Below are 17,498 nucleotides of genomic sequence, written 5' to 3'. Positions count from 1 at the left end.
GTTTTCAGAGCTGCAGCGCAGCCTGGCGGCGGGCCCTGAGCATTGCCCAGATGCCGAGCAGGATCATCGGGGAGGAGAGCACCATGCCCATGGTCAGCCAGTTTGTGCCGAGGAGGTAACCGAGCTGGGCGTCAGGCTCGCGGAAGAATTCGACGAAGATGCGCGACAGGGCATAACCGGAGACGAAGACGCCGGTGATGAAGCCGGGGCTTTTCAGAGCGCGCATGCCATACACCAAGGCGGCCAGCACCAGCAGAAGAACGATGCCTTCGAGGCCGGCTTCGTAAAGCTGGCTCGGGTGGCGGGCGAAGGGGCCGCCGGTCGGGAAGACCACCGCCCAGGGCACGTCGGTCAGCCGGCCCCAGAGCTCGCCGTTGATGAAATTGGCGATGCGGCCGAAGAAGAGGCCGAAGGGAACGACGGTGGCGACGATGTCGAACAGGCTCCAGATCGGGATGCCGTTGCGGCGGGCAAAGACGATCATGGCGATCGTCGTACCCGTCAGGCCGCCATGGAAGGACATGCCGCCGTTCCAGATCTCGAGCGCACGGATGGGACTGCGAAGGACGGCGGGGAGATCATAGAAGAAAATATAGCCGAGACGGCCGCCGAGGACGACGCCGAGGGCCGCCCAGACGATGAAATCGTCGAGCTGCGTCTTAGACATCGGCGAGACGTTGCCGGGCCAGAGACTGTCATTGGCGGCGAGGCGGCGCGCATAGGCCCAGCCGAGCAGGATGCCGGCGACATAAGCGAGACCGTACCAATGAATCGCCAGCGGGCCGATCGAAAAGGCGATCGGATCGATGTCCGGAAAAGGCATGATAGCAAGGAGATTGGCTGCTGTCGGCAAGGTTTTCCCACCTGTTTGGTCGCGCGGAACATGCCGCTGCGATCCCGGACGGTCAAGTCCATTGTTCGTGATGGCTCTTTCCCGGCCGGGTACGGCAAGCCGATCCGATGCAAAGCGCTTGCATCGCGGGTGGCGAAGCCCTACCTCAATCCTTGGGGCCCCAAAGGGCTGAAATTCACCTCATGCGAAGGGAGAAAAACGCCATGGCGACCGGAACGAACCGCATCATGGACGAATTCGCCAAGCTGATGACCGATGCGGCAGGTGCTGCCCAGGGCGTCCGCAAGGAGATCGAGACCGCCTTCAACGCCCAGGCCGAGCGTTGGCTGAACAGCATGGATATCGTCAAGCGCGAGGAGTTTGAGGCCGTGCGCGAGATGGCGATCAAGGCGCGCGACGAGAACGAGGCGCTTGCCGCCCGCATCGCGGCGCTCGAGGCGAGGCTTGCCGGCGAAGGGCACTAAAGCGCGCCGCGGTCTTTTTAGATTCGCCCCTTGCGCTGCAGGTCTTCGTTTTCCCGCATGTCGCGCAAAAGCCGCTGAACACTTTTGCGCGACATGGCTGAAAGTCCCGATATGACGCAGACGCGGCGTTGCCTTCATGCCACACGCCGCATCCGTCACAAAAAAATCAGGTGAGTTTTTCCACCTGTGGACACTGCCAAAAAAGCCAATTCGCAGAGTCGCTTATTCTCCCTTCTGAATTGAATTTCGAAGAGCCTTTCCACAGTGGTCCGGCCTATTTTCCCCTCAGGGGGCTGGCAGGGGGCAAGGCGCATTATACACTGATTTTAAATGATGATTCGAAGCGACTTGGTAAGCTCCGGGCAGGTTATCTGCGTTAAGTCTGGCAGCGGTTCAACGATCATCCGAGTGGTGGTTCCGGTATTTGCGTGTGTCTTTCTTGTGTGCGTACACAAAGTTAGGTCGCATTCGTTCCGGTCAAGAAGGTGCTGCATGAACCTGATGGAATTGGAAGTCGAGCGTCAGTCGAACCCGGTCGATATGATCGAGTACGTTGCCTCCAACAACGACTGGTCGTTCGAACGCTCCGGCGAGGACGAGATCGCGATGACGGTCGAGGGTCGCTGGACGGACTATCACGTCTCCTTCTCCTGGATGGAGGAATTCGAGGCGCTGCACCTTGGCTGCGCCTTCGATATCAAAGTTCCCGACATCAGGGTCAACGAGGTGGTCAAGCTGCTTTCGGCGATCAACGGGCAGGTGCTGATGGGGCATTTCGACCTTTGGCGCCAGGAAGATGTCGTCATCTTTCGCCAGTCGCTGCTGCTCGCCGGCGGCGCGGAGCCCACCAACCGCCAGGTGGAAGTGCTGCTTTCCAGCGCGCTCGATACCTGCGAAGCCTATTTCCAGGCATTCCAGTTCGTCGTCTGGTCCGGCATGGAAGCGACGAAGGCGATGGAAGCCGTATTGTTCGAAACAGTCGGCGAGGCATAAGATGCCCGCGAACGCTTTCTCCTCGACAAATCCCGTCGTCCTGATCGGTGCCGGCAACATGGGCGGGGCGATGCTCTCCGGCTGGCTGAAAAGCGGCGTGCCGGGCTCGGCCGTTCTTGTCGTCGATCCTGGCCCGTCGCCGGCGATGCTGGCGACGATCAGCGAGGCCGGCGCGACCCATGTTACCGCGGCTCCGGCGGATTTGAAGGCAAGCGTGCTGTTTCTCGCGGTCAAGCCGCAGGTGATGGAGACGGTGCTGCCGGCGGTGAAGAGCGCCGTCGGGCCGGAAACGGTCGTCGTCTCTGTGGCCGCCGGCAAGACGCTCGCTTTCCTCGAGAAACATCTGGGCAAAGCCGCCATGGTGCGGGCCATGCCGAACACGCCGGCCATGGTCGGGCGCGGCGTCACCGGCGCCTTTGCCAATTCAGGGGTCAGTCATCAGCAGCGCGAACGTGTCCATTCTCTTCTCAGCGTCTCGGGTCCTGTGGAATGGGTGCCTGCAGAGGCCGATATCGATGCCGTGACGGCGCTTTCGGGCAGCGGTCCTGCCTATGTGTTCTATCTCGTCGAATGCATGGCGGAGGCAGGCCGTAAACTCGGCCTGCAGGCGGACCTCGCCATGCGTCTTGCGCGGGAAACAGTCGCGGGGGCTGGTGAACTTTTGCACCAGTCCCCCGACGACGCTTCGCGGCTGCGGCAGAATGTGACCTCTCCTGGCGGCACGACGGCGGCTGCGCTCGCCGTGCTGATGGCCGAAAACGGCATGCAGCCTCTGTTCGACGCAGCACTGGCAGCGGCGCGCAAGCGGGCCGAAGAACTGGCCGGCTAGAGCGCCGCGCGTCTATAAAGACGCGCTAAGGACGCTCTGACATTATGAATTTGCGCATTAATCCTTTGCGAAAACCGATCGCGATTTTCGCAAAGGATTAATGCGCTAGCGGAGACGATATGTCCGAGGAAATTGCCTACGCCGATTTCGAGCGCGTCGACATTCGCGTCGGCACGATTATCGAAGCCAGTCCGTTTCCGGAAGCGCGCAAGCCGGCGATCAAGCTGGTCATCGATTTCGGTCCCGAGATCGGCACGAAGAAATCCTCGGCCCAGATTACCGTGCATTACACGCCGGAAAGCCTGATTGGCCGGCAGGTGCTCGGTGTCGTCAACTTCCCGCCGCGCCAGATCGGGCCGTTCCGCTCGGAAGTGCTGACGCTTGGATTCGAGGACGAGAACGGCGCGATCGTGCTTGCTGATGTCGAGCAGCCCGTGCCGAATGGCCGGAAGATGATGTGAGCCCGCGCCGAACGCTCAGCCGGTTCTGATTTCCTGCAAAAATGGATTGCTGCGCCGCTCATCGCCGATGCGGCTGCCGGGGCCGTGGCCGCAGATGAAGCCGACGTCGTCGCCAAGCGGCAGCACCTTGTCGCGGATCGAGTCGAGAAGCTGCTGATGATTGCCGCCCGGCAAGTCGGTGCGGCCGATCGAGCCGTTGAAGAGCACGTCGCCGAGATGGGCGAAATTCTGCGCACGGTTGAAATAGATGACGTGGCCCGGCGCATGACCGGGCGCATGATAGACCTCGAATTCGTGATCGCCGAAAGAGATCTTGTCGCCATCCTTCAGCCAGCGGTCGGGTAGGACGTTGCGCAATCCCGATATGCCGTATTTTTCGGCCTGGGTCTCGATCCGTTGCAGCAGCGGCAGGTCGTCCTGATGCGGGCCAACCACCTCGATGCCCAGGGCTTCCTTTAGCTCGCTGGCACCGCCGGCATGGTCGAGATGGCCGTGCGTCAGCCAGATCTCCTTGATGATCAAGCCGTTTTGCGCGATCGCCTGAAGGATCAGCGGCACGTCGCCGCCCGGATCGACGACGACGCCTTCCTTGGTCTCGGGATCGAAGAAGATCGTGCAGTTCTGCTGGAAGGGTGTCACCGGAATGATGCCGGCCTGGAGCATGCCCATAAGTGCCTCGCTTGGTGTCTGGGATGCTCAGGGTATAGTCCGAAACCGCGTCAAGGACAGCCGGAATTTTCCGTGTTTGCTGCCTTGCCTCACGGCAAGAAGACGGGCTGCAACAAGAATTTATGCCTTCCGATGGTGTCGTCAGATGCCGAAAAACCTTGTTTTATTGAATTTTTTCAATTGCTTATGAAGTGCATTCTGCAAGCGGTCTTTGATGCTAGGCAGTCGATGGGAACATCGTGGAACGCCGCGCGTTGTCAGCCCATCGAAACCAAGGAGACGCTCAGATGACCTTGAAGAGAAACATTCTATTGGCCGGAGCCGTGCTCCTGGCGAGCGGCGGTCTGGCGCAGGCGGAGATGATGGCGACGACCGTCAACGATCTCAATGTCCGTGCCGGCCCCGGCCCGCAATATCCGGCGGTCGGTCTTGCCACCCGCGGCTCGACCGCGGTGCTCGACGGCTGCATCGAAGGCAGCCGCTGGTGCCGCGTCGACGTCAACGGGATGCGCGGCTGGGTCTACGCCGACTATCTGCAGGTCGACCGCGGCGGCAGCCAGGTCATCGTCGAACAGCACCGCGACGAGATCGGCGTTCCTGTCGTAACCTACGAGTCGACCGCCAGCGTCGTTCCCGTTGACCCGCAGCCGGCCCCGGGCGACGAGTTGCTCGGCCCGGTCGGGGCTGTCGAGACCATCACGCCGCCGGAGACGGTCCGCACCTATATCGACACCAATCCCGGCCAGACGGTGCAGCTCGGCGGCGATGTCGTCGTCGGTGCAGAGGTGCCCGCCGATGTTACCTTCCAGTCGATCCCGGATTACGAGTACCGCTATACCAGGATCAACGACCGACCGGTTCTGGTTGATCCCGGTACACGCCGGATCGTCTACGTTTATCAATAATCGAACCGGGAAAAATACAACGAGGCGGTCGAACCGGCCGCCTCGTTTCACGTCTGTCAACTTCTTCCCTTGCCTCCCGCATGGGTTGATTTTTTCTTAACGCTTTCCTTCGTAATATGATAAAATGCTAATATGCTGAAGGTTCGGCATATAAAGCGGCGATCGGGGAGATCGCCAGAGGAGGAAAGTCATGGAAGCGCTACTTCCGCTCGTCATACAATTGATTGCCGGTGCCATTGGCGGCAATGCCGCGAGCGCCGCCTTGAAGCAGCATGCGATCAATGTCGTCGCTCGAACGATCGCAGGCGCGATCGGCGGTGTCGCCGGCGGCATGCTGCTCGGCATGGTCGGTGGGGAAGCGGCTATGACCGGCCTGATCGCTGCCGGCATCGGCGGCCTGATCGGCGGCGGCATTCTCTCGACGCTCGCCGGTCTGGTCATGGCACGGGCACATCGGTAAATGCCCGCGGGCGTTCAGCCTAGCGCCGCGCGTCTTTTCAGCCGTGCGGCGCCGTAACGCTTTGAATCACTGTGTCGACCGCATGACGCATTTTGCCCGGCCGCGACTGCGGCTGGTAGCCGTTCATCGGCCTTTCGGAAATCGTCGTCACCTCAGCAGCCGAGCCGGTGAGGAAGCATTCGCTGAAGCCGGGGAATTCTTCCGCGGGGTTGCGCGCTCGATGACCTCGATGCCGCAGCGCTTGGCGAAACCGTTTGGTTATATAGGTGAGCTTGAACATCCGGCCAGCGCGCTCGCCCTTAAAGCCGGCGCTTCAAGCGCCAAGCCTGTTGATTGTTGTCCCCATTACGTTTTATCCACAGACGCAAGGGGAAATCGCGTATTGCGTCGGAGTGCCGGGCGGGTCTTGGTTTTCATGGAAATGCTGAGGAAAAAAGTCCGTGCGAGTCTCCCGTAGAGGTCGGAAAACTCACAGTGACGCAATTTATGTCAATAAAGCTGGCATATTTTGGCGAAATTTCCCGCGGGGGCGGGAAGAGAAAGGAAATGCCGCGTGTCACGACAGACCGGCCCGAAAGTAGGCAAGTCAGAGCCGCTGGCCACGCCGATGGAAGATACCGACATCATCGATTTCGAGATCATCGAGCTGTTCTTCTTCGCCTATCGCGACTTCGTTTCCGATCCTGACGCCATCCTCGAAACAAGCGGCTTCGGGCGGGCGCATCACCGCGTCGTGCATTTCGTCAACCGTAACCCCGGCATGACGGTGGCCGATCTTCTCGATACGCTGAAGATCACCAAGCAGAGCCTTGCAAGGGTGCTGAAACAGCTGATCGATTCAGGCTATATTCGCCAGGTGGCGGGGCCGGAGGACCGGCGGCAGCGCAAGCTTTATCCAACGAAATCGGGACGAGAGCTGGCGCTTGCTCTTGCCGAGCCGCAATCGCGCCGCATTGAGCGGGCATTCGAAGGGGCTTCTGCGGAGGTGCGGGAGGGCGTAAAAGCTTTCCTTAGAGGCATGCGGGACAGACAGAAGGCGGATTGAATGGCGGTCAAGACAGGTATTTCCGACGATGCGGCGCATCTGCTGGTGGTCGACGACGACTCGCGCATCCGCGCGCTGCTCAATCGCTATCTCGCCGAGAACGGCTTTCGCGTGACCGTCGCCGCCGACGGCGCCGAGGCGCAGCGCAAGCTCGCGGGTCTCGATTTCGACCTGATCATCATGGATGTGATGATGCCGGGCGAATCCGGCATCGACGTCACCCGCGGGCTTCGCGCCATCAAGAATGTGCCGATCATCATGCTGACGGCGTTGGCAGAGTCCGGCAACCGCATCGAAGGCCTCGAGGCAGGCGCCGACGACTATCTTTCCAAGCCCTTCGATCCGCGGGAACTGGTGCTGCGCATCAACAATATCCTGCGTCGCAATGCCGGCGGGGAGGGACCGAAGATCGAACAAGTGATGTTCGGCCCCTACACATTCTCGCTGACCCGCAAGGAGCTGAAGAAGGCCAGCGAGGTGATCCGGCTGACCGACCGCGAGCAGGAGATCATGCTGCTCTTTGCGCGGCGTGCCGGCGATACGATCCCCCGCCATGAGCTGATCGGCAACGACACCGAGGTGGGCGAACGGACGATCGACGTGCAGATCAACCGGCTGCGGCGTAAGATCGAGGATGATCCGGCCAATCCCGTCTGGCTGCAGACCGTGCGCGGCATCGGATACAGGCTGAGCATCGACTAATGCATGTCGCGCAAAACTGTGCAGCGGTTTTGCGGCAACGACATGCTGAAAACAAAGACCTAAAGCGCAAGGAGCGAATCTGAAAGTCGCGACGCGCTTTAGGTCTAAGGATAGAGGCCAGGACCGGCGCTGATGGTGACGATCGACAGCTTGCGGCGGGAAGACCGCAATTCTGCGCCAGGCTGGCGCTCGGTTGTCCGCTGGCTGCGCCGGCGGCTGCCGACCGGGCTTTACGCGCGCTCGCTGCTGATTATCATCATTCCGATGGTGCTACTGCAATCCGTTGTCGCGGCCGTCTTCATGGAGCGCCACTGGCAGATGGTGACGGAGCGGCTGTCGCTTGCCGTCACCCGCGACATTGCCGCGATCATAGAGATCATCGAGACCTACCCGCAGAATTCGGACTATAGCGAGATCGTCCGCATCGCCCGCGATCAGCTCAGCCTGCAGATCTCGATCGAGCCGGACGGCGATCTGCCGCCGCCGCGCGTCAAGCCCTTCTTCTCGATCCTCGATGGCATCCTCAGCGACGAGATCACCGACGAGATCCACCGGCCTTTCTGGATCGACACGGTCGGCAACTCGAACCTCGTCGAGATCCGCATCAAGCTTGACAACAAGATCCTCAGGGTGCTGACCAAGCGCAGCCAGACCTATGCCTCGAACACCCATATCTTCATCGTCTGGATGGTCGGCACCTCGCTGGTGTTGATCGGCATCTCGATCCTCTTCCTGCGCGGACAAATCCGTCCGATCCTGACCTTGGCGCGCGCGGCCGAAAGCTTCGGCAAGGGGCAGAAACCCGACAATTTCTATCCGCGCGGGGCCGACGAGGTCCGGCGCGCCGGCCTTGCCTTTATCCTGATGCGCGAGCGAATCGAGCGGCAGATCGAGCAGCGCACTGCGATGCTGTCGGGCGTCAGCCATGATCTGCGCACCATCCTGACCCGCTTCAAACTGCAACTGGCGCTCGCCGGCGACAATCCCGATCTGCATGGGCTGAACGACGACGTCGACGATATGCAGGCCATGCTGGAGGCCTATACGGCTTTCGCACGCGGCGAGGTCGAAGAAGATGTCGGCGAGTTAAGACTCAGCGAGGTCTTCGCAAAGCTGGAATCCGATTTCGCCCTGCACGGCAAGACATTCAGCTATACGATCGAAGGCGATGACGACATATCGGTCAGGCCGAACGCCTTCATGCGTCTCGTCACCAACCTTGCATCGAATGCGCGGCGTTATGCGGGCAGGCTCGACATTGAGGCCAAGCACAGTGCCAAATGGTTGACCGTCATCTTCGACGACGACGGGCCGGGCATTCCGGAAAAGAATCGCGAGGACGTGTTCAAGCCGTTCTTCCGGCTGGACGCGGCGCGTAATCTCGATGCCTCGGGCACCGGCCTCGGCCTTGCGATCGCCCGCGACATCGCCCGCAGTCACGGCGGCAACGTCACCCTTGGCGACAGCCCGCTCGGCGGACTGAGGGCAACGATCCGCATCCCGGCCTAAACGCCTGTCACGGTCAGCTTCACGGCCTTGCGCGCATCGAAATCGCCCAAACGTTCGACGATCCAACGCCAGAGGGCGGCAACCTGCATGAGGAGGTCGCGTCCGAGCGGCGTCAACTCATATTCGACGCGCGGCGGCACTTGCGGATAGAGGGTGCGGATGATGAGACCGTCTCTTTCGAGGGTGCGTAGCGTCTGCGTCAGCACTTTCTGGCTGATGCCCTCGACCCTTTCCATGAGGCGCGAGAAGCGCAAGGGTGCACCGGCATCGGCGAGCACGTGCAGGATGCGCAGCGGCCATTTCGCCGCCGCCCGCTCGATCAGTTCGCGAGCGCGCGCATCCTGTTCGTCCGTCATGGAGCAGCAGAAGTCGAACATGTCACTGGTCATGTCAGTTACCTCAAGGTGTGTATAGATCGTCTGGGTACCTTCTTTCGATTGGATACAACAGACCATACATCAGCCGGGAACCAAAGAAGGGAAAGGTTTCCGATGTCCAGGGTCTGGTTGATCACAGGAAGTTCGCGCGGTCTCGGCCGGGCGCTGGCGGAGGCGGTTTTGGCCTCCGGCGACAATCTGGTGGCGACGGCGCGCGATCCCGCCCGCCTTGCCGATCTCTCCGAGCGGTATGGCGGCCAGGTGTTGACGATAGCGCTCGATGTGACCGACGAGACGGCGGCAGCAGTGGCGGTCGAGGCTGGCGTGAAGAGGTTCGGGCGTATCGATGTGCTCGTCAACAATGCCGGCTACGGCAATGTTTCCTCGATCGAAGATACCAGTCTCGCCGATTTCCGGGCACAGGTCGAGGCCAACCTGTTCGGCACGATCATCATGACCAAGGCGGTCATCGCCTTAATGCGCGGGCAGGGGGCGGGGCACATCATCCAGTTCTCATCGGTCGGCGGCCGTATCGGCCCTGCCGGGCGCGGCGCCTATTCGGCGGCGAAATTTGCTGTCGAGGGCTTTTCTGAGGTGCTGTCGAAAGAGGTTGCGCCATTCGGCATCAAGGTGACAGTGATCGAGCCCGGCGGCTTCAGAACCGATTTCGCCGGCGCCTCGACGATGCTTGCCGAAGGGCGGCAGGACTATGAGGAGACGGTCGGCGCTACCGTGCGCTTCCAGCGTGAGTATAATGGCCGCCAGCCCGGCGATCCCGCCAAGGCGGCTGCGGTCATTATCCATATCGCCGGTCTCGACCAGCCCCCGTTCCGGCTGCTGCTCGGCAGCGATGCGGTCAGCAATGTCGAAAAAGCCGATGCCGCGCGTATTGAGGCTGATCGGGAATGGCGCGCCGTCAGCGTCTCGACCGATTTTGAGCCCGATGCCGAGACCCTTTGAGAAACTCGGCTGACAGATGGGCAAAAAGAAAGCGCCGCTAAAAAGCGGCGCTCGGCATCAGCGATGAAGAGAGATCAGCCGGCGGTGCAGAAATGGCTGCGGCCGTCATTGCCGATATAGGTGCCGCTACGCGGATCGAAGGAGCGGTAGCGATAAGAGCAGTAACGCTCCCATTGCGGCGACCAGGGCTCCACTGCCGTGCGGACCGGCGCATAATAGCGCGGCTGTTCGACATATTGCGGCTGCTCGACATAAACGCGGCGCGGGGCGCGATAGACCGGAGCCGGCTCGTAATATCCGGGTTCGTAGGGCGGGTCGATGTAGCGAGGCTCGTCGTAAACAGGGCCGTTATTGGCGTTGGCGATGGCCGAGCCGACGATCAGGCCGGTGGCAAGGCCGACTGCGCCTCCGACGAGCGCGTCGTTATTGCCATGATGCCGCCAATGGCGGTCGCCGGCCGATGCCTCGCCGATAACAGAAAGGGTAAGCGCAGCAGCCGTTGCCGTCAGCAGAAGAGTTTTGGCGAGCCTGTTCATAAGCATAAATCCCAATCCCGGGAACCGAACGCCGGTTCCTATCTCGATGATGATGGTAGTAGAGATCAGTAGCTGAACGAAGGCTGAACGACAAAACCCGGCATTGCTGCCGGGCTTCAACTCGAAATTCGACAGCCTTGTTAAGGGTTCAGCCCGCAATCTGCAGATTGACGGCCTTTGGGCCCTTGCCGCGGCGATCCGGCTCCGTGTCGAAGCTTACCTTCTGATTTTCCGTCAGGCCGGCCAGTCCGGAGGCTTGAACGGCAGAAATGTGAACGAAGATATCGGCGCCGCCCCGGTCCGGCTTGATGAAGCCGAAGCCTTTGTCGGTATTGAAGAATTTTACAGTGCCAGTCTCTGCCATGCGTCAGGTCCTTTTCTCTCCGCCCGCCATCCACACGGGCAGCATCATAGCATTGCCTCCTTGCGGGAGGCGTTGGCAGGCAATTCTTGAAATGTGAGAAAAAGGTCCCCTCTACCTCGGCCTGCTCCAGACAGGACTTTCGCCCGCCATAATCGGAACCGGCTGACCGGGATAATTGGCGTTCCCGGCGCGCAAATACTTTAGGACTTCCCATGCTCGCAAAATGCCCGAACGCGCTGAGAGTGCTGCGTTAAACGAATTTTGGCAAGTAAAAGTTTTTTTCCGTGTCGTTCGAGGCACACCTGCCCGGATATCCAATTTGCGCAAAAACGCAAAATTTCCTTCGCCGATAGGGAATGATTAACGTTTTACATCGTCTGCAATATAAGTTTCGAGCAGATTTTCCCAAAAATGCAACGTGAACGCGTCTTGCCGCTCTCGTTAATTTTTTTTCGGATTCGCCAATCGCCCATATTTGGACGCGTGTTCAGACGGCTGGCAAGCGTCGCCGGGCAAATCCGGGCACGAGTTCGACCACAAGCATAGCGATAAACAGGAGCGCGCAACCTGCATAACCCGTCGCCGGCATCGTCTCCCCGAGCACAAGGGCCGCAAGCGACGAGCCGAAAAGCGCTTCGGAGGAGAGGAAGATCGCGGCCTGCGAGGGCGTCGTGTAACGCTGGGCGATCACCTGCAGCACGAAGGCCAAGCCCGAGGAGAAAATGCCGACATAGAGAATCTGAGGTCCTGCGGCCCATATTGCCGACAGCGTGATCGGTTCAAAGGCTGCGGCAATGGCGAGCGCGCAGACCGCGGTGACGGCGAATTGCGTGGCCGAGAGTGCAAGCGGCCTTCCGGTCGCAGAAACGGTCGTGCCGGCAAGGGTGATCTGGATTGCCCAGAAGACGGCGCAGGCGACTGTCAGGAGATCGCCTGAGGTGAGGGCCGAGAGATGACCGCCGGAGAGGAGATAGATGCCGGCGACGGCCATCAGCGCGCCCGGCCAGATGATCCAATGCGGGGCACGGCGCAGGAAGAACACGGCGATCAGCGGCACGAAGACCACATAGAGACCGGTGATGAAGCTGGAATTCGTCACCGTGGTCGTCTGCAGCCCGACCTGCTGTGTGGCTGCGCCGCTGAAAAGGGCAAGGCCGGTGAGGATATAGAGTTTCGCATGGCGGGCGCTTGTCTTCGCCTTGGCTTTGCGCGCTTCGAAAACGACGAAGGGCAGCACGGCCAATGTGGCGACGGTAAAACGCAGAGCGATGAACCAGAAGGGGCCGATCGCCTTCATCGCCGTCGACTGGGCAACGAAGCCGCCGCCCCAGATGGCGGCTGCGAACAATAGCAGGAGGTTCGCCTGAGCGCGCGTCATGTCGTCCTCTATGGGGAAGGGTAGGCCGGAGCGGTTAGCAGTTGCATTTCCTCCAGGCAAGGGCAAAGACTTCTATCGGCGGAGATGACAGGATGGGACAGGAAGAAAGCCGGCCGGCCGGCGATACGGCTGCAACGTCCGGGACGGCTGGCTATTCAGGCAGGCCGCTCGCCAGCAAGCTCGGCCTTGGGCGCGGGCAGGCGGCTGCTCTTCTCGGCGTTCCCGAAACGATTGGCGATATCCATGGCTTCGATGGTTTTGCCTCGGTCGCCCTTGCGCTGCCGGAGACGCCTCGGCGGGCTTTCGACTACGTGCATCTGTTTGTGACCGAACGGGCAGCGCTGGAGGCTGTCGCGGTTAGGCTCTTCGGCGTTCTCAAACCGGATGGCATGCTCTGGATCTCCTGGCCAAAAAAGAGTTCGCGGGTGCCGACCGATGTCACCGAGGACGTGCTCCGGAAGATCCTCCTTCCGACCGGTCTTGTCGACGTCAAGGTCTGCGCCGTCGACGAAATCTGGTCCGGGCTGAAATTCGTTATCCGCAAGGAACTTCGCGGGACCTTGTGATCTTTCAGCCGTTGTTGGCCTCAGCGCGCGAAACTCTGAGCAGCGCGCCGTTATCCTCGTCCGTCACCATCAGCAGCGCGCCGTCGGGCGCGACGATGACATCGCGAATGCGGCCGTATTCGCCCTCGAACAGCCGCTCCTCGGCGACGAAGGCGCCGCTTTCGTCGCGCTGCATGCGCGATAGCAGCTGGAACTTCAGCGCCGCGACGATGAAATTGCCGTCCCATTCCGGAAACATGGCGCCGCGATAGACAGCGAGCGCACCGGGCGCGATCGACGGATCCCAGTAATGCAGCGGCTGTTCCAGTCCCTTCTTCGCTGTACCTTCTCCGATCTCGGCGCCGGAATAGTCGCGGCCGTAGGTGATGATCGGCCAGCCGTAATTCTTGCCCGCCTCGGGCTCATTGATCTCGTCGCCGCCGCGGGCGCCGTGTTCGACGGTATAAAGCTTGCCGTCCTTGCTATCGAAGGTGATACCCTGCGGGTTGCGGTGGCCTTTCGACCAGATTTCCGGCAGCGCTTTGCCGCCGTCCTTGAACGGATTGTCGGCCGGGATGCTGCCATCGGCATTGATGTGGATGATCGAGCCGGCATCGTCCCGCCAGTCCTGCGAGCGGTCGCGGTCGCCGCGGTCGCCGACGCTGATGAACAGCGAACCGTCACGGGCAATGGCGATGCGCGAGCCGTACTGGATATTGCCCGTGGTGAAGCGCTGCATGGTGAAAACAGGCGTCACCGCATCGAGTGCCTTCTCGTCGGCGGAAAGCGTGGCGGTGAAGGCCTCGGTGCCTGAGCCCTGTTTATTGGCGATGGCAGCGGTGAAATAGAGCTTTCTGGACGTCGCAAAGTCCGGAGCCAGCGCCACATCCATCAGGCCGCCCTGGCCGCGGGCGCTGACCTTGGGCACACCGCCGATCGGGCCGGAGACTTTGCCGTCGCGGACGATGCGCATCCGACCCGGCCGCTCGGTGACGAGGTAGGCGCCGTCGGGCAACACCTCGACCGCCCAGGGATGTTCGAGGCCGTCGGCAAGCTTGTCGACACGGACCGCCAGATCCTGCGTGTTGACGGTGTCGTCCGCACCGGCTGATAAGGCGCCGATCAGAAGCAGCGCTGCGGCGATTTGAAAGGCGGATATTCTGGTCATCTTGCTTCCCCGTCGTCTGTCACGCTGGAACGTGGAGCGGGCAGGGGAGAGCTTCAACCCTCATTCGATCCGATATAACGGCTTTGTGTTTACCGGTTGAACGGAACCTGTCACTTGCCCATCGACCAGTTCGGCTTCGAGGATATAGCGCAACGGCCCGCGTTCGGTCGCATCGAAGGGCCAGCAGGTGGTCAGCACCAGATGGCGGCCGTTGGAGGCGGGATCGATGCCGCTGGCATCCCAGGGGGCGATACGGCCTTCGCCGGCCTTGAAGGTCAGGACCTTGCCGTCACGACGGGTGACCTCGATGGTGTCGCCGGGCTTTATATATTGCAGCCAGCGAAAATGCGTGTCGCGATGGGCGGCGATAACCGCGGTGCCTTCATCGCCTGGCTGCGGCGTGTTGGCGAGCCAGGCAGGACCAAAGGCGAGAGCTTCGCCGGAAGCGCCGGAAAGCACGATCGCCTCCTTGCCGAGGCGCGGTGCGCGCACCTTGGCTTCCGTAGTGAAATCAGCCCAAGGCCAGGGTTTCGTCGCTTCGCCCCTGAGTTCGGCAGCGAAGGCGCGTTTCAGCAGAACCTGGGAAAGCTCCGCCTTCGCCTTCAGCAGGAAACCGTCGCCGATCAGCGCCAAGCCGTAAAGGGCAAGGCCGGCGATACCGACGGCGATCGCTTTTTCGATCGGGGAAAGACGCCAGAGGAAGAAGCCTTTCCTCTGGCGCACCTTGGGCCTGTCGTGGGCCGTGGCGGCCGCCATGGCGAGTTCCAGATAGGTCGGAAGCGGCTCGAATTCGGCCGCTTCCTCGTTCCGGCTTGCTGCTAGCCTAGAGACCATTTGGCTTGGCTCCCACCGCGATCAACCGCTTGATGCGCCGGCGCCAGACGGCCAGCCCGCTTGCCGCCGTCAGCGCCAGGAGCAGCATGGTAAGCCCGCGGATGATCTGCTCGTCGGCGCGCGTCGCCGTCTGCGGCAGGTTCACGGTCGAGCTCTTCTGCGCGATCAGGGTGGCGGCCTTAGCGGTCGGGGCCGCGGCCATCATGTTGGCGAGCTCAGGCGATGCGGCGAGATCCGGTGTTTCGACCACGGCCTGTTGCGGTCCGGCGTTTGCTGCAGGGGTGGCTGCGCCATGACGTTCTCCGCCACCGGAAGGAACAACGTTTTCGCCGAAGACCTTATCGAAATCCCAACCCTCAGGCAGGTTCAGCGGCAGCTTTGCTGAGCCGAGCGGTTCGCTTGCCGGTCGCGACGGCGTGACGTCGACGGCGACCAGGCTGGTGAGGCGGGAGACGAGATGGTGGGCGAGCGCCACCGTCTCGATATCCTTGTCGAGCGCGGCCGGATTCTGACGCTCATAGGCGCGGGCTTCGAAATCATCGATCTTACGCCGCGCCCAGAGCTTGGAGACGCCGTTGCCGTCGGCGGCATTGGCGATATCCATTTGGACGCGCCAGGGCTGGTCGCCCGTCTTGCCGATGATTTCAAGCTTGCCGGCGGGCTTATCCCCCGGCAGTTCCGCTGTGAGAACGACAGGCTCGCCGCTATAAAGGTCCGGCATCGGGTTCGGCGTAATATCCTCGGCCGCGATGCCTTCGAAATTTGCGGCGATATCGATCATGGCGGGGTTCTGCAGCTTGGCGAAAAGCTCGCCCATGCGGCTTGCCACCTGATCGGTCGAGCCGATCTGAGTGAAGGTGCCACGGCCGATTTCGGCGGCCTTGGACATGAAATAGGTGTTCGGGGCCGAGCCGATCCCGACGGTGAAGACGCGGGCATCGCCGCGGCTTGCGGTGATTTCCTGGAAGAGCTGCTGTTCGTTGCCAATCGCACCATCGGTCAGGAACACGACCTGCCGCAGCGCTCCGGTTGCAACCGGTCCCTGATTGCGCAGCGCATCCTCGAGTGCGGGCAGCATTTCGGTGCCGCCGTCGGCGGTCAGGCCCCTGACGTAGGCGATCGCCTTTTCGCGGTTATCCGGGGTGGCGGCGACCAGGCCCTTGAAATAGTCGGTCATCGTGTCGTCGAAACGGACGACGTTGAAGCGGTCGTCGGGGTTCAGCCTGGAAATGGCAAGCGCCAGGCTCTGCCTTGCCTGCTCGATCGACGGCCCGGACATGGAGCCGGAATTGTCGATGACGAAGACCACTTCACGTTTGGCTGGCGGCGCTGCCGCATCCGGCGCCGTCGGCGGGGTGACGAAGGCGAGCAGATAGGTCTTACCATCAATCACTTCGCGGAAGAGTCCGGCGCTCGGCAGTTTGCCGGGCGCGGCCTGCCAGGTCAGTTCGAAATCCTTGTCGGCGGGGACGGCGTCCCCCTTCAGGCTGATCGTTCTCGTCTGGTCGCCGTCCTGGTGGATATCGACCTCGTGGAAGGAGGATTTGACCTCGCCGAGCCGAAAACCGGCCCTGAGGTCGACGGTCAGCGAAACCGGGTTGATCTTGGCATTGTCGCGCGGATCAAGCACCGGGGCTTCGATCTTATCCCGGTTTCCCACCGGGTCGCGCGGCGTGGCGAAACCGGCGCCGTTGTTGAACTCGACGGTCTGGACGATCGGCGCAGGATTGTAGCGCGGGGCGACGACCATCGGGAAGCGCAGCGAGAACTCGCCGCCCGACTGGTGGACGGTTTGCTGATATTCGATCTGCACGACGATCTCTTCCCCGGGCCCGATATTGGCGACCTGGTTGGTGAAGATGTTCGGCCGCTGCTGTTCGAGCAGCGCCGTCTTCTTGCCCTCCGCCTTGGCCTGCTCGTAGATCTCGCGGGCTTCCTGGCGCGGCTTGATCTGGCCTTCGATGAAGCGTTCGCCGATCTGCATCTTCAGCGCATCGACGGCGGAATTGTCCGGCAGTGGGAAGACGTAGGTGCCCTCGACCCAGCCCTTGCTCGGGTTCTGGAAACGCTGCGTCACCTTCACCCTCGCGATCGGGCCGGAGACATCGATCGCGACGTCGCTCTTCAGCCGCGGCGCTTCGACGTAGAAGCCCGGCTCCTTCGAAGGAAACAGCAGCGAACCGCTGTTGACGTCGTTCGGCCGCACCAGTGCTGCAAGCTGGCTGGGCGCCTGCTGCGTCTCGGCGCGAGCGGCGGAGACAAGCCCCAGCATTGCCGTGACACAGGCGACAAAGGCGGTGGCGGCGACAAGAAATGAAATGGAAATCCGGCGCGCACGTATGCGCCCTATGGCATATTCGTCTTCCAGAAACATTGGCATACCCTCAATAACCAATTTTGGATAAGTCAATGATGCGGCTTCGATCTCGGCGCGCTCGCGACCGAA

The 17,498-nt window shown here is 61.5% G+C and carries 21 protein-coding genes and 1 pseudogene; 12 read left to right on the top strand and 10 right to left on the bottom strand.

The annotated features are described in order from the left end of the window. Positions 1–4: 4 nt before the first annotated feature. Positions 5–853 carry a prolipoprotein diacylglyceryl transferase gene (lgt, locus tag K6N12_RS28060; protein WP_097626718.1) on the bottom strand — a complete coding sequence of 283 codons (849 nt, stop codon included), beginning with the start codon at positions 851–853 and terminating at the stop codon, positions 5–7. A gap of 203 nt (positions 854–1,056) precedes the next feature. Between lgt and K6N12_RS28055 the strand changes: the two genes are divergently transcribed. The 4 genes from K6N12_RS28055 (at position 1,057) to K6N12_RS28040 (ending at position 3,600) form a co-directional block, all read left to right on the top strand. Next, positions 1,057–1,317 (top strand): accessory factor UbiK family protein, encoded by a 261-nt coding sequence (locus tag K6N12_RS28055; protein WP_097626720.1) that lies wholly within the window; start codon positions 1,057–1,059, stop codon positions 1,315–1,317. 492 nt (positions 1,318–1,809) lie between these two features. Further along, positions 1,810–2,310 (top strand): type III secretion system chaperone family protein, encoded by a 501-nt coding sequence (locus K6N12_RS28050; protein WP_003541709.1) that lies wholly within the window; start codon positions 1,810–1,812, stop codon positions 2,308–2,310. Position 2,311: 1 nt separating this feature from the next. Beyond that, entirely contained in the window at positions 2,312–3,139 is an 828-nt protein-coding gene (gene proC / locus K6N12_RS28045; RefSeq protein ID WP_097626722.1) for a pyrroline-5-carboxylate reductase, read from the top strand. Positions 3,140–3,258: 119 nt separating this feature from the next. Further along, positions 3,259–3,600 carry a tRNA-binding protein gene (locus K6N12_RS28040; protein WP_097626724.1) on the top strand — a complete coding sequence of 114 codons (342 nt, stop codon included), beginning with the start codon at positions 3,259–3,261 and terminating at the stop codon, positions 3,598–3,600. A 15-nt stretch (positions 3,601–3,615) separates the two neighbouring features. Here K6N12_RS28040 and K6N12_RS28035 read toward each other — a convergent pair whose 3' ends face one another. Further along, positions 3,616–4,269, bottom strand: a complete 654-nt coding sequence (locus tag K6N12_RS28035; RefSeq protein ID WP_097626726.1) for an MBL fold metallo-hydrolase — start codon at positions 4,267–4,269, stop codon at positions 3,616–3,618. Positions 4,270–4,341: 72 nt separating this feature from the next. Between K6N12_RS28035 and K6N12_RS28030 the strand changes: the two genes are divergently transcribed. From K6N12_RS28030 to K6N12_RS28020, 3 genes are all read left to right on the top strand, one after another. Further along, positions 4,342–4,560 carry a hypothetical protein gene (locus tag K6N12_RS28030; RefSeq protein WP_131711514.1) on the top strand — a complete coding sequence of 73 codons (219 nt, stop codon included), beginning with the start codon at positions 4,342–4,344 and terminating at the stop codon, positions 4,558–4,560. Next, complete coding sequence (locus K6N12_RS28025; protein ID WP_012558489.1) at positions 4,557–5,174, top strand: DUF1236 domain-containing protein; 618 nt, start codon at positions 4,557–4,559, stop codon at positions 5,172–5,174. The genes K6N12_RS28030 and K6N12_RS28025 overlap by 4 nt, the downstream gene beginning before the upstream one ends. Before the next feature lie 190 nt (positions 5,175–5,364). Further along, positions 5,365–5,634 (top strand): hypothetical protein, encoded by a 270-nt coding sequence (locus K6N12_RS28020; protein ID WP_097626728.1) that lies wholly within the window; start codon positions 5,365–5,367, stop codon positions 5,632–5,634. 133 nt (positions 5,635–5,767) lie between these two features. On the opposite strand, the pseudogene K6N12_RS35045 reads toward K6N12_RS28020, so the two are convergent. After that, a pseudogene (locus K6N12_RS35045) lies at positions 5,768–5,880 on the bottom strand (branched-chain amino acid aminotransferase); the annotation flags it as partial. Positions 5,881–6,187: 307 nt separating this feature from the next. Between K6N12_RS35045 and K6N12_RS28010 the strand changes: the two are divergent. From K6N12_RS28010 to K6N12_RS28000, 3 genes are all read left to right on the top strand, one after another. Next, the gene (locus K6N12_RS28010; protein WP_097626732.1) at positions 6,188–6,679 is read left to right on the top strand and encodes a MarR family winged helix-turn-helix transcriptional regulator; all 492 of its coding nucleotides are present in this window, start codon (positions 6,188–6,190) and stop codon (positions 6,677–6,679) included. Then, positions 6,680–7,381 carry a response regulator gene (locus K6N12_RS28005; RefSeq protein WP_003581129.1) on the top strand — a complete coding sequence of 234 codons (702 nt, stop codon included), beginning with the start codon at positions 6,680–6,682 and terminating at the stop codon, positions 7,379–7,381. Between the two features lie 132 nt (positions 7,382–7,513). Next, entirely contained in the window at positions 7,514–8,890 is a 1,377-nt protein-coding gene (locus K6N12_RS28000; RefSeq protein WP_097626734.1) for an ATP-binding protein, read from the top strand. On the opposite strand, the gene K6N12_RS27995 is transcribed toward K6N12_RS28000, so the two are convergent. Continuing rightward, complete coding sequence (locus K6N12_RS27995) at positions 8,887–9,345, bottom strand: winged helix-turn-helix transcriptional regulator (RefSeq protein WP_097626736.1); 459 nt, start codon at positions 9,343–9,345, stop codon at positions 8,887–8,889. The two genes, K6N12_RS28000 and K6N12_RS27995, sit on opposite strands and share 4 nt — an antisense overlap. Before the next feature lie 36 nt (positions 9,346–9,381). On the opposite strand from K6N12_RS27995, the gene K6N12_RS27990 reads away from it, so the two are divergent. Beyond that, positions 9,382–10,227, top strand: coding sequence for an oxidoreductase (locus K6N12_RS27990; protein WP_097626738.1), 846 nt, complete (start codon positions 9,382–9,384; stop codon positions 10,225–10,227). A gap of 74 nt (positions 10,228–10,301) precedes the next feature. Here the strand turns inward: K6N12_RS27990 and K6N12_RS27985 are convergent, their stop codons facing one another. The 3 genes from K6N12_RS27985 to K6N12_RS27975 all read right to left on the bottom strand — a co-directional run bounded on the left by K6N12_RS27985 (position 10,302) and on the right by K6N12_RS27975 (position 12,505). Further along, entirely contained in the window at positions 10,302–10,763 is a 462-nt protein-coding gene (locus K6N12_RS27985) for a BA14K family protein (protein WP_097626829.1), read from the bottom strand. Between the two features lie 148 nt (positions 10,764–10,911). Continuing rightward, positions 10,912–11,127, bottom strand: a complete 216-nt coding sequence (locus tag K6N12_RS27980; RefSeq protein ID WP_003561293.1) for a cold-shock protein — start codon at positions 11,125–11,127, stop codon at positions 10,912–10,914. Positions 11,128–11,614: 487 nt separating this feature from the next. Continuing rightward, on the bottom strand, positions 11,615–12,505 hold the full coding sequence (locus K6N12_RS27975) for a DMT family transporter (RefSeq protein ID WP_097626740.1): 891 nt from the start codon (positions 12,503–12,505) through the stop codon (positions 11,615–11,617). Positions 12,506–12,597: 92 nt separating this feature from the next. On the opposite strand from K6N12_RS27975, the gene K6N12_RS27970 reads away from it, so the two are divergent. After that, positions 12,598–13,071, top strand: a complete 474-nt coding sequence (locus K6N12_RS27970; RefSeq protein WP_097626742.1) for a DUF3052 domain-containing protein — start codon at positions 12,598–12,600, stop codon at positions 13,069–13,071. Positions 13,072–13,075: 4 nt separating this feature from the next. Here the strand turns inward: K6N12_RS27970 and K6N12_RS27965 are convergent, their stop codons facing one another. From K6N12_RS27965 to K6N12_RS27955, 3 genes are read right to left on the bottom strand one after another with little or no spacing between them, the layout of a single operon-like run. Beyond that, the gene (locus K6N12_RS27965) at positions 13,076–14,218 is read right to left on the bottom strand and encodes a PQQ-dependent sugar dehydrogenase (RefSeq protein WP_097626745.1); all 1,143 of its coding nucleotides are present in this window, start codon (positions 14,216–14,218) and stop codon (positions 13,076–13,078) included. A 60-nt stretch (positions 14,219–14,278) separates the two neighbouring features. Further along, the gene (locus tag K6N12_RS27960) at positions 14,279–15,052 is read right to left on the bottom strand and encodes a class GN sortase (RefSeq protein WP_097626746.1); all 774 of its coding nucleotides are present in this window, start codon (positions 15,050–15,052) and stop codon (positions 14,279–14,281) included. After that, positions 15,042–17,426 (bottom strand): marine proteobacterial sortase target protein, encoded by a 2,385-nt coding sequence (locus K6N12_RS27955; RefSeq protein ID WP_097626748.1) that lies wholly within the window; start codon positions 17,424–17,426, stop codon positions 15,042–15,044. The genes K6N12_RS27960 and K6N12_RS27955 overlap by 11 nt, the downstream gene beginning before the upstream one ends. Positions 17,427–17,498: the final 72 nt, after the last annotated feature.

The sequence above is a fragment of the Rhizobium redzepovicii genome (genome assembly GCF_019793435.1).
GTDB lineage: Bacteria > Pseudomonadota > Alphaproteobacteria > Rhizobiales > Rhizobiaceae > Rhizobium > Rhizobium redzepovicii.
This window is presented reverse-complemented; position numbering and strand designations above follow the sequence as displayed.

Bases quoted from the DNA above. Each gene is read 5' to 3' on its own strand.
- K6N12_RS28000 (WP_097626734.1), top strand. From the start codon at position 7,514: ATGGTGACGATCGACAGCTTGCGGCGGGAAGACCGCAATTCTGCGCCA.
- K6N12_RS28055 (WP_097626720.1), top strand. From the start codon at position 1,057: ATGGCGACCGGAACGAACCGCATCATGGACGAATTCGCCAAGCTGATG.
- K6N12_RS28025 (WP_012558489.1), top strand. From the start codon at position 4,557: ATGACCTTGAAGAGAAACATTCTATTGGCCGGAGCCGTGCTCCTGGCG.
- K6N12_RS28020 (WP_097626728.1), top strand. From the start codon at position 5,365: ATGGAAGCGCTACTTCCGCTCGTCATACAATTGATTGCCGGTGCCATT.
- K6N12_RS27955 (WP_097626748.1), bottom strand. From the start codon at position 17,426: ATGTTTCTGGAAGACGAATATGCCATAGGGCGCATACGTGCGCGCCGG.
- K6N12_RS27975 (WP_097626740.1), bottom strand. From the start codon at position 12,505: ATGACGCGCGCTCAGGCGAACCTCCTGCTATTGTTCGCAGCCGCCATC.
- K6N12_RS27985 (WP_097626829.1), bottom strand. From the start codon at position 10,763: ATGAACAGGCTCGCCAAAACTCTTCTGCTGACGGCAACGGCTGCTGCG.
- K6N12_RS27980 (WP_003561293.1), bottom strand. From the start codon at position 11,127: ATGGCAGAGACTGGCACTGTAAAATTCTTCAATACCGACAAAGGCTTC.
- K6N12_RS28040 (WP_097626724.1), top strand. From the start codon at position 3,259: ATGTCCGAGGAAATTGCCTACGCCGATTTCGAGCGCGTCGACATTCGC.
- K6N12_RS28005 (WP_003581129.1), top strand. From the start codon at position 6,680: ATGGCGGTCAAGACAGGTATTTCCGACGATGCGGCGCATCTGCTGGTG.
- K6N12_RS28035 (WP_097626726.1), bottom strand. From the start codon at position 4,269: ATGGGCATGCTCCAGGCCGGCATCATTCCGGTGACACCCTTCCAGCAG.
- K6N12_RS27995 (WP_097626736.1), bottom strand. From the start codon at position 9,345: ATGGTCTGTTGTATCCAATCGAAAGAAGGTACCCAGACGATCTATACA.
- K6N12_RS27965 (WP_097626745.1), bottom strand. From the start codon at position 14,218: ATGACCAGAATATCCGCCTTTCAAATCGCCGCAGCGCTGCTTCTGATC.
- proC (WP_097626722.1), top strand. From the start codon at position 2,312: ATGCCCGCGAACGCTTTCTCCTCGACAAATCCCGTCGTCCTGATCGGT.
- K6N12_RS27970 (WP_097626742.1), top strand. From the start codon at position 12,598: ATGGGACAGGAAGAAAGCCGGCCGGCCGGCGATACGGCTGCAACGTCC.
- K6N12_RS27960 (WP_097626746.1), bottom strand. From the start codon at position 15,052: ATGGTCTCTAGGCTAGCAGCAAGCCGGAACGAGGAAGCGGCCGAATTC.
- K6N12_RS27990 (WP_097626738.1), top strand. From the start codon at position 9,382: ATGTCCAGGGTCTGGTTGATCACAGGAAGTTCGCGCGGTCTCGGCCGG.
- K6N12_RS28050 (WP_003541709.1), top strand. From the start codon at position 1,810: ATGAACCTGATGGAATTGGAAGTCGAGCGTCAGTCGAACCCGGTCGAT.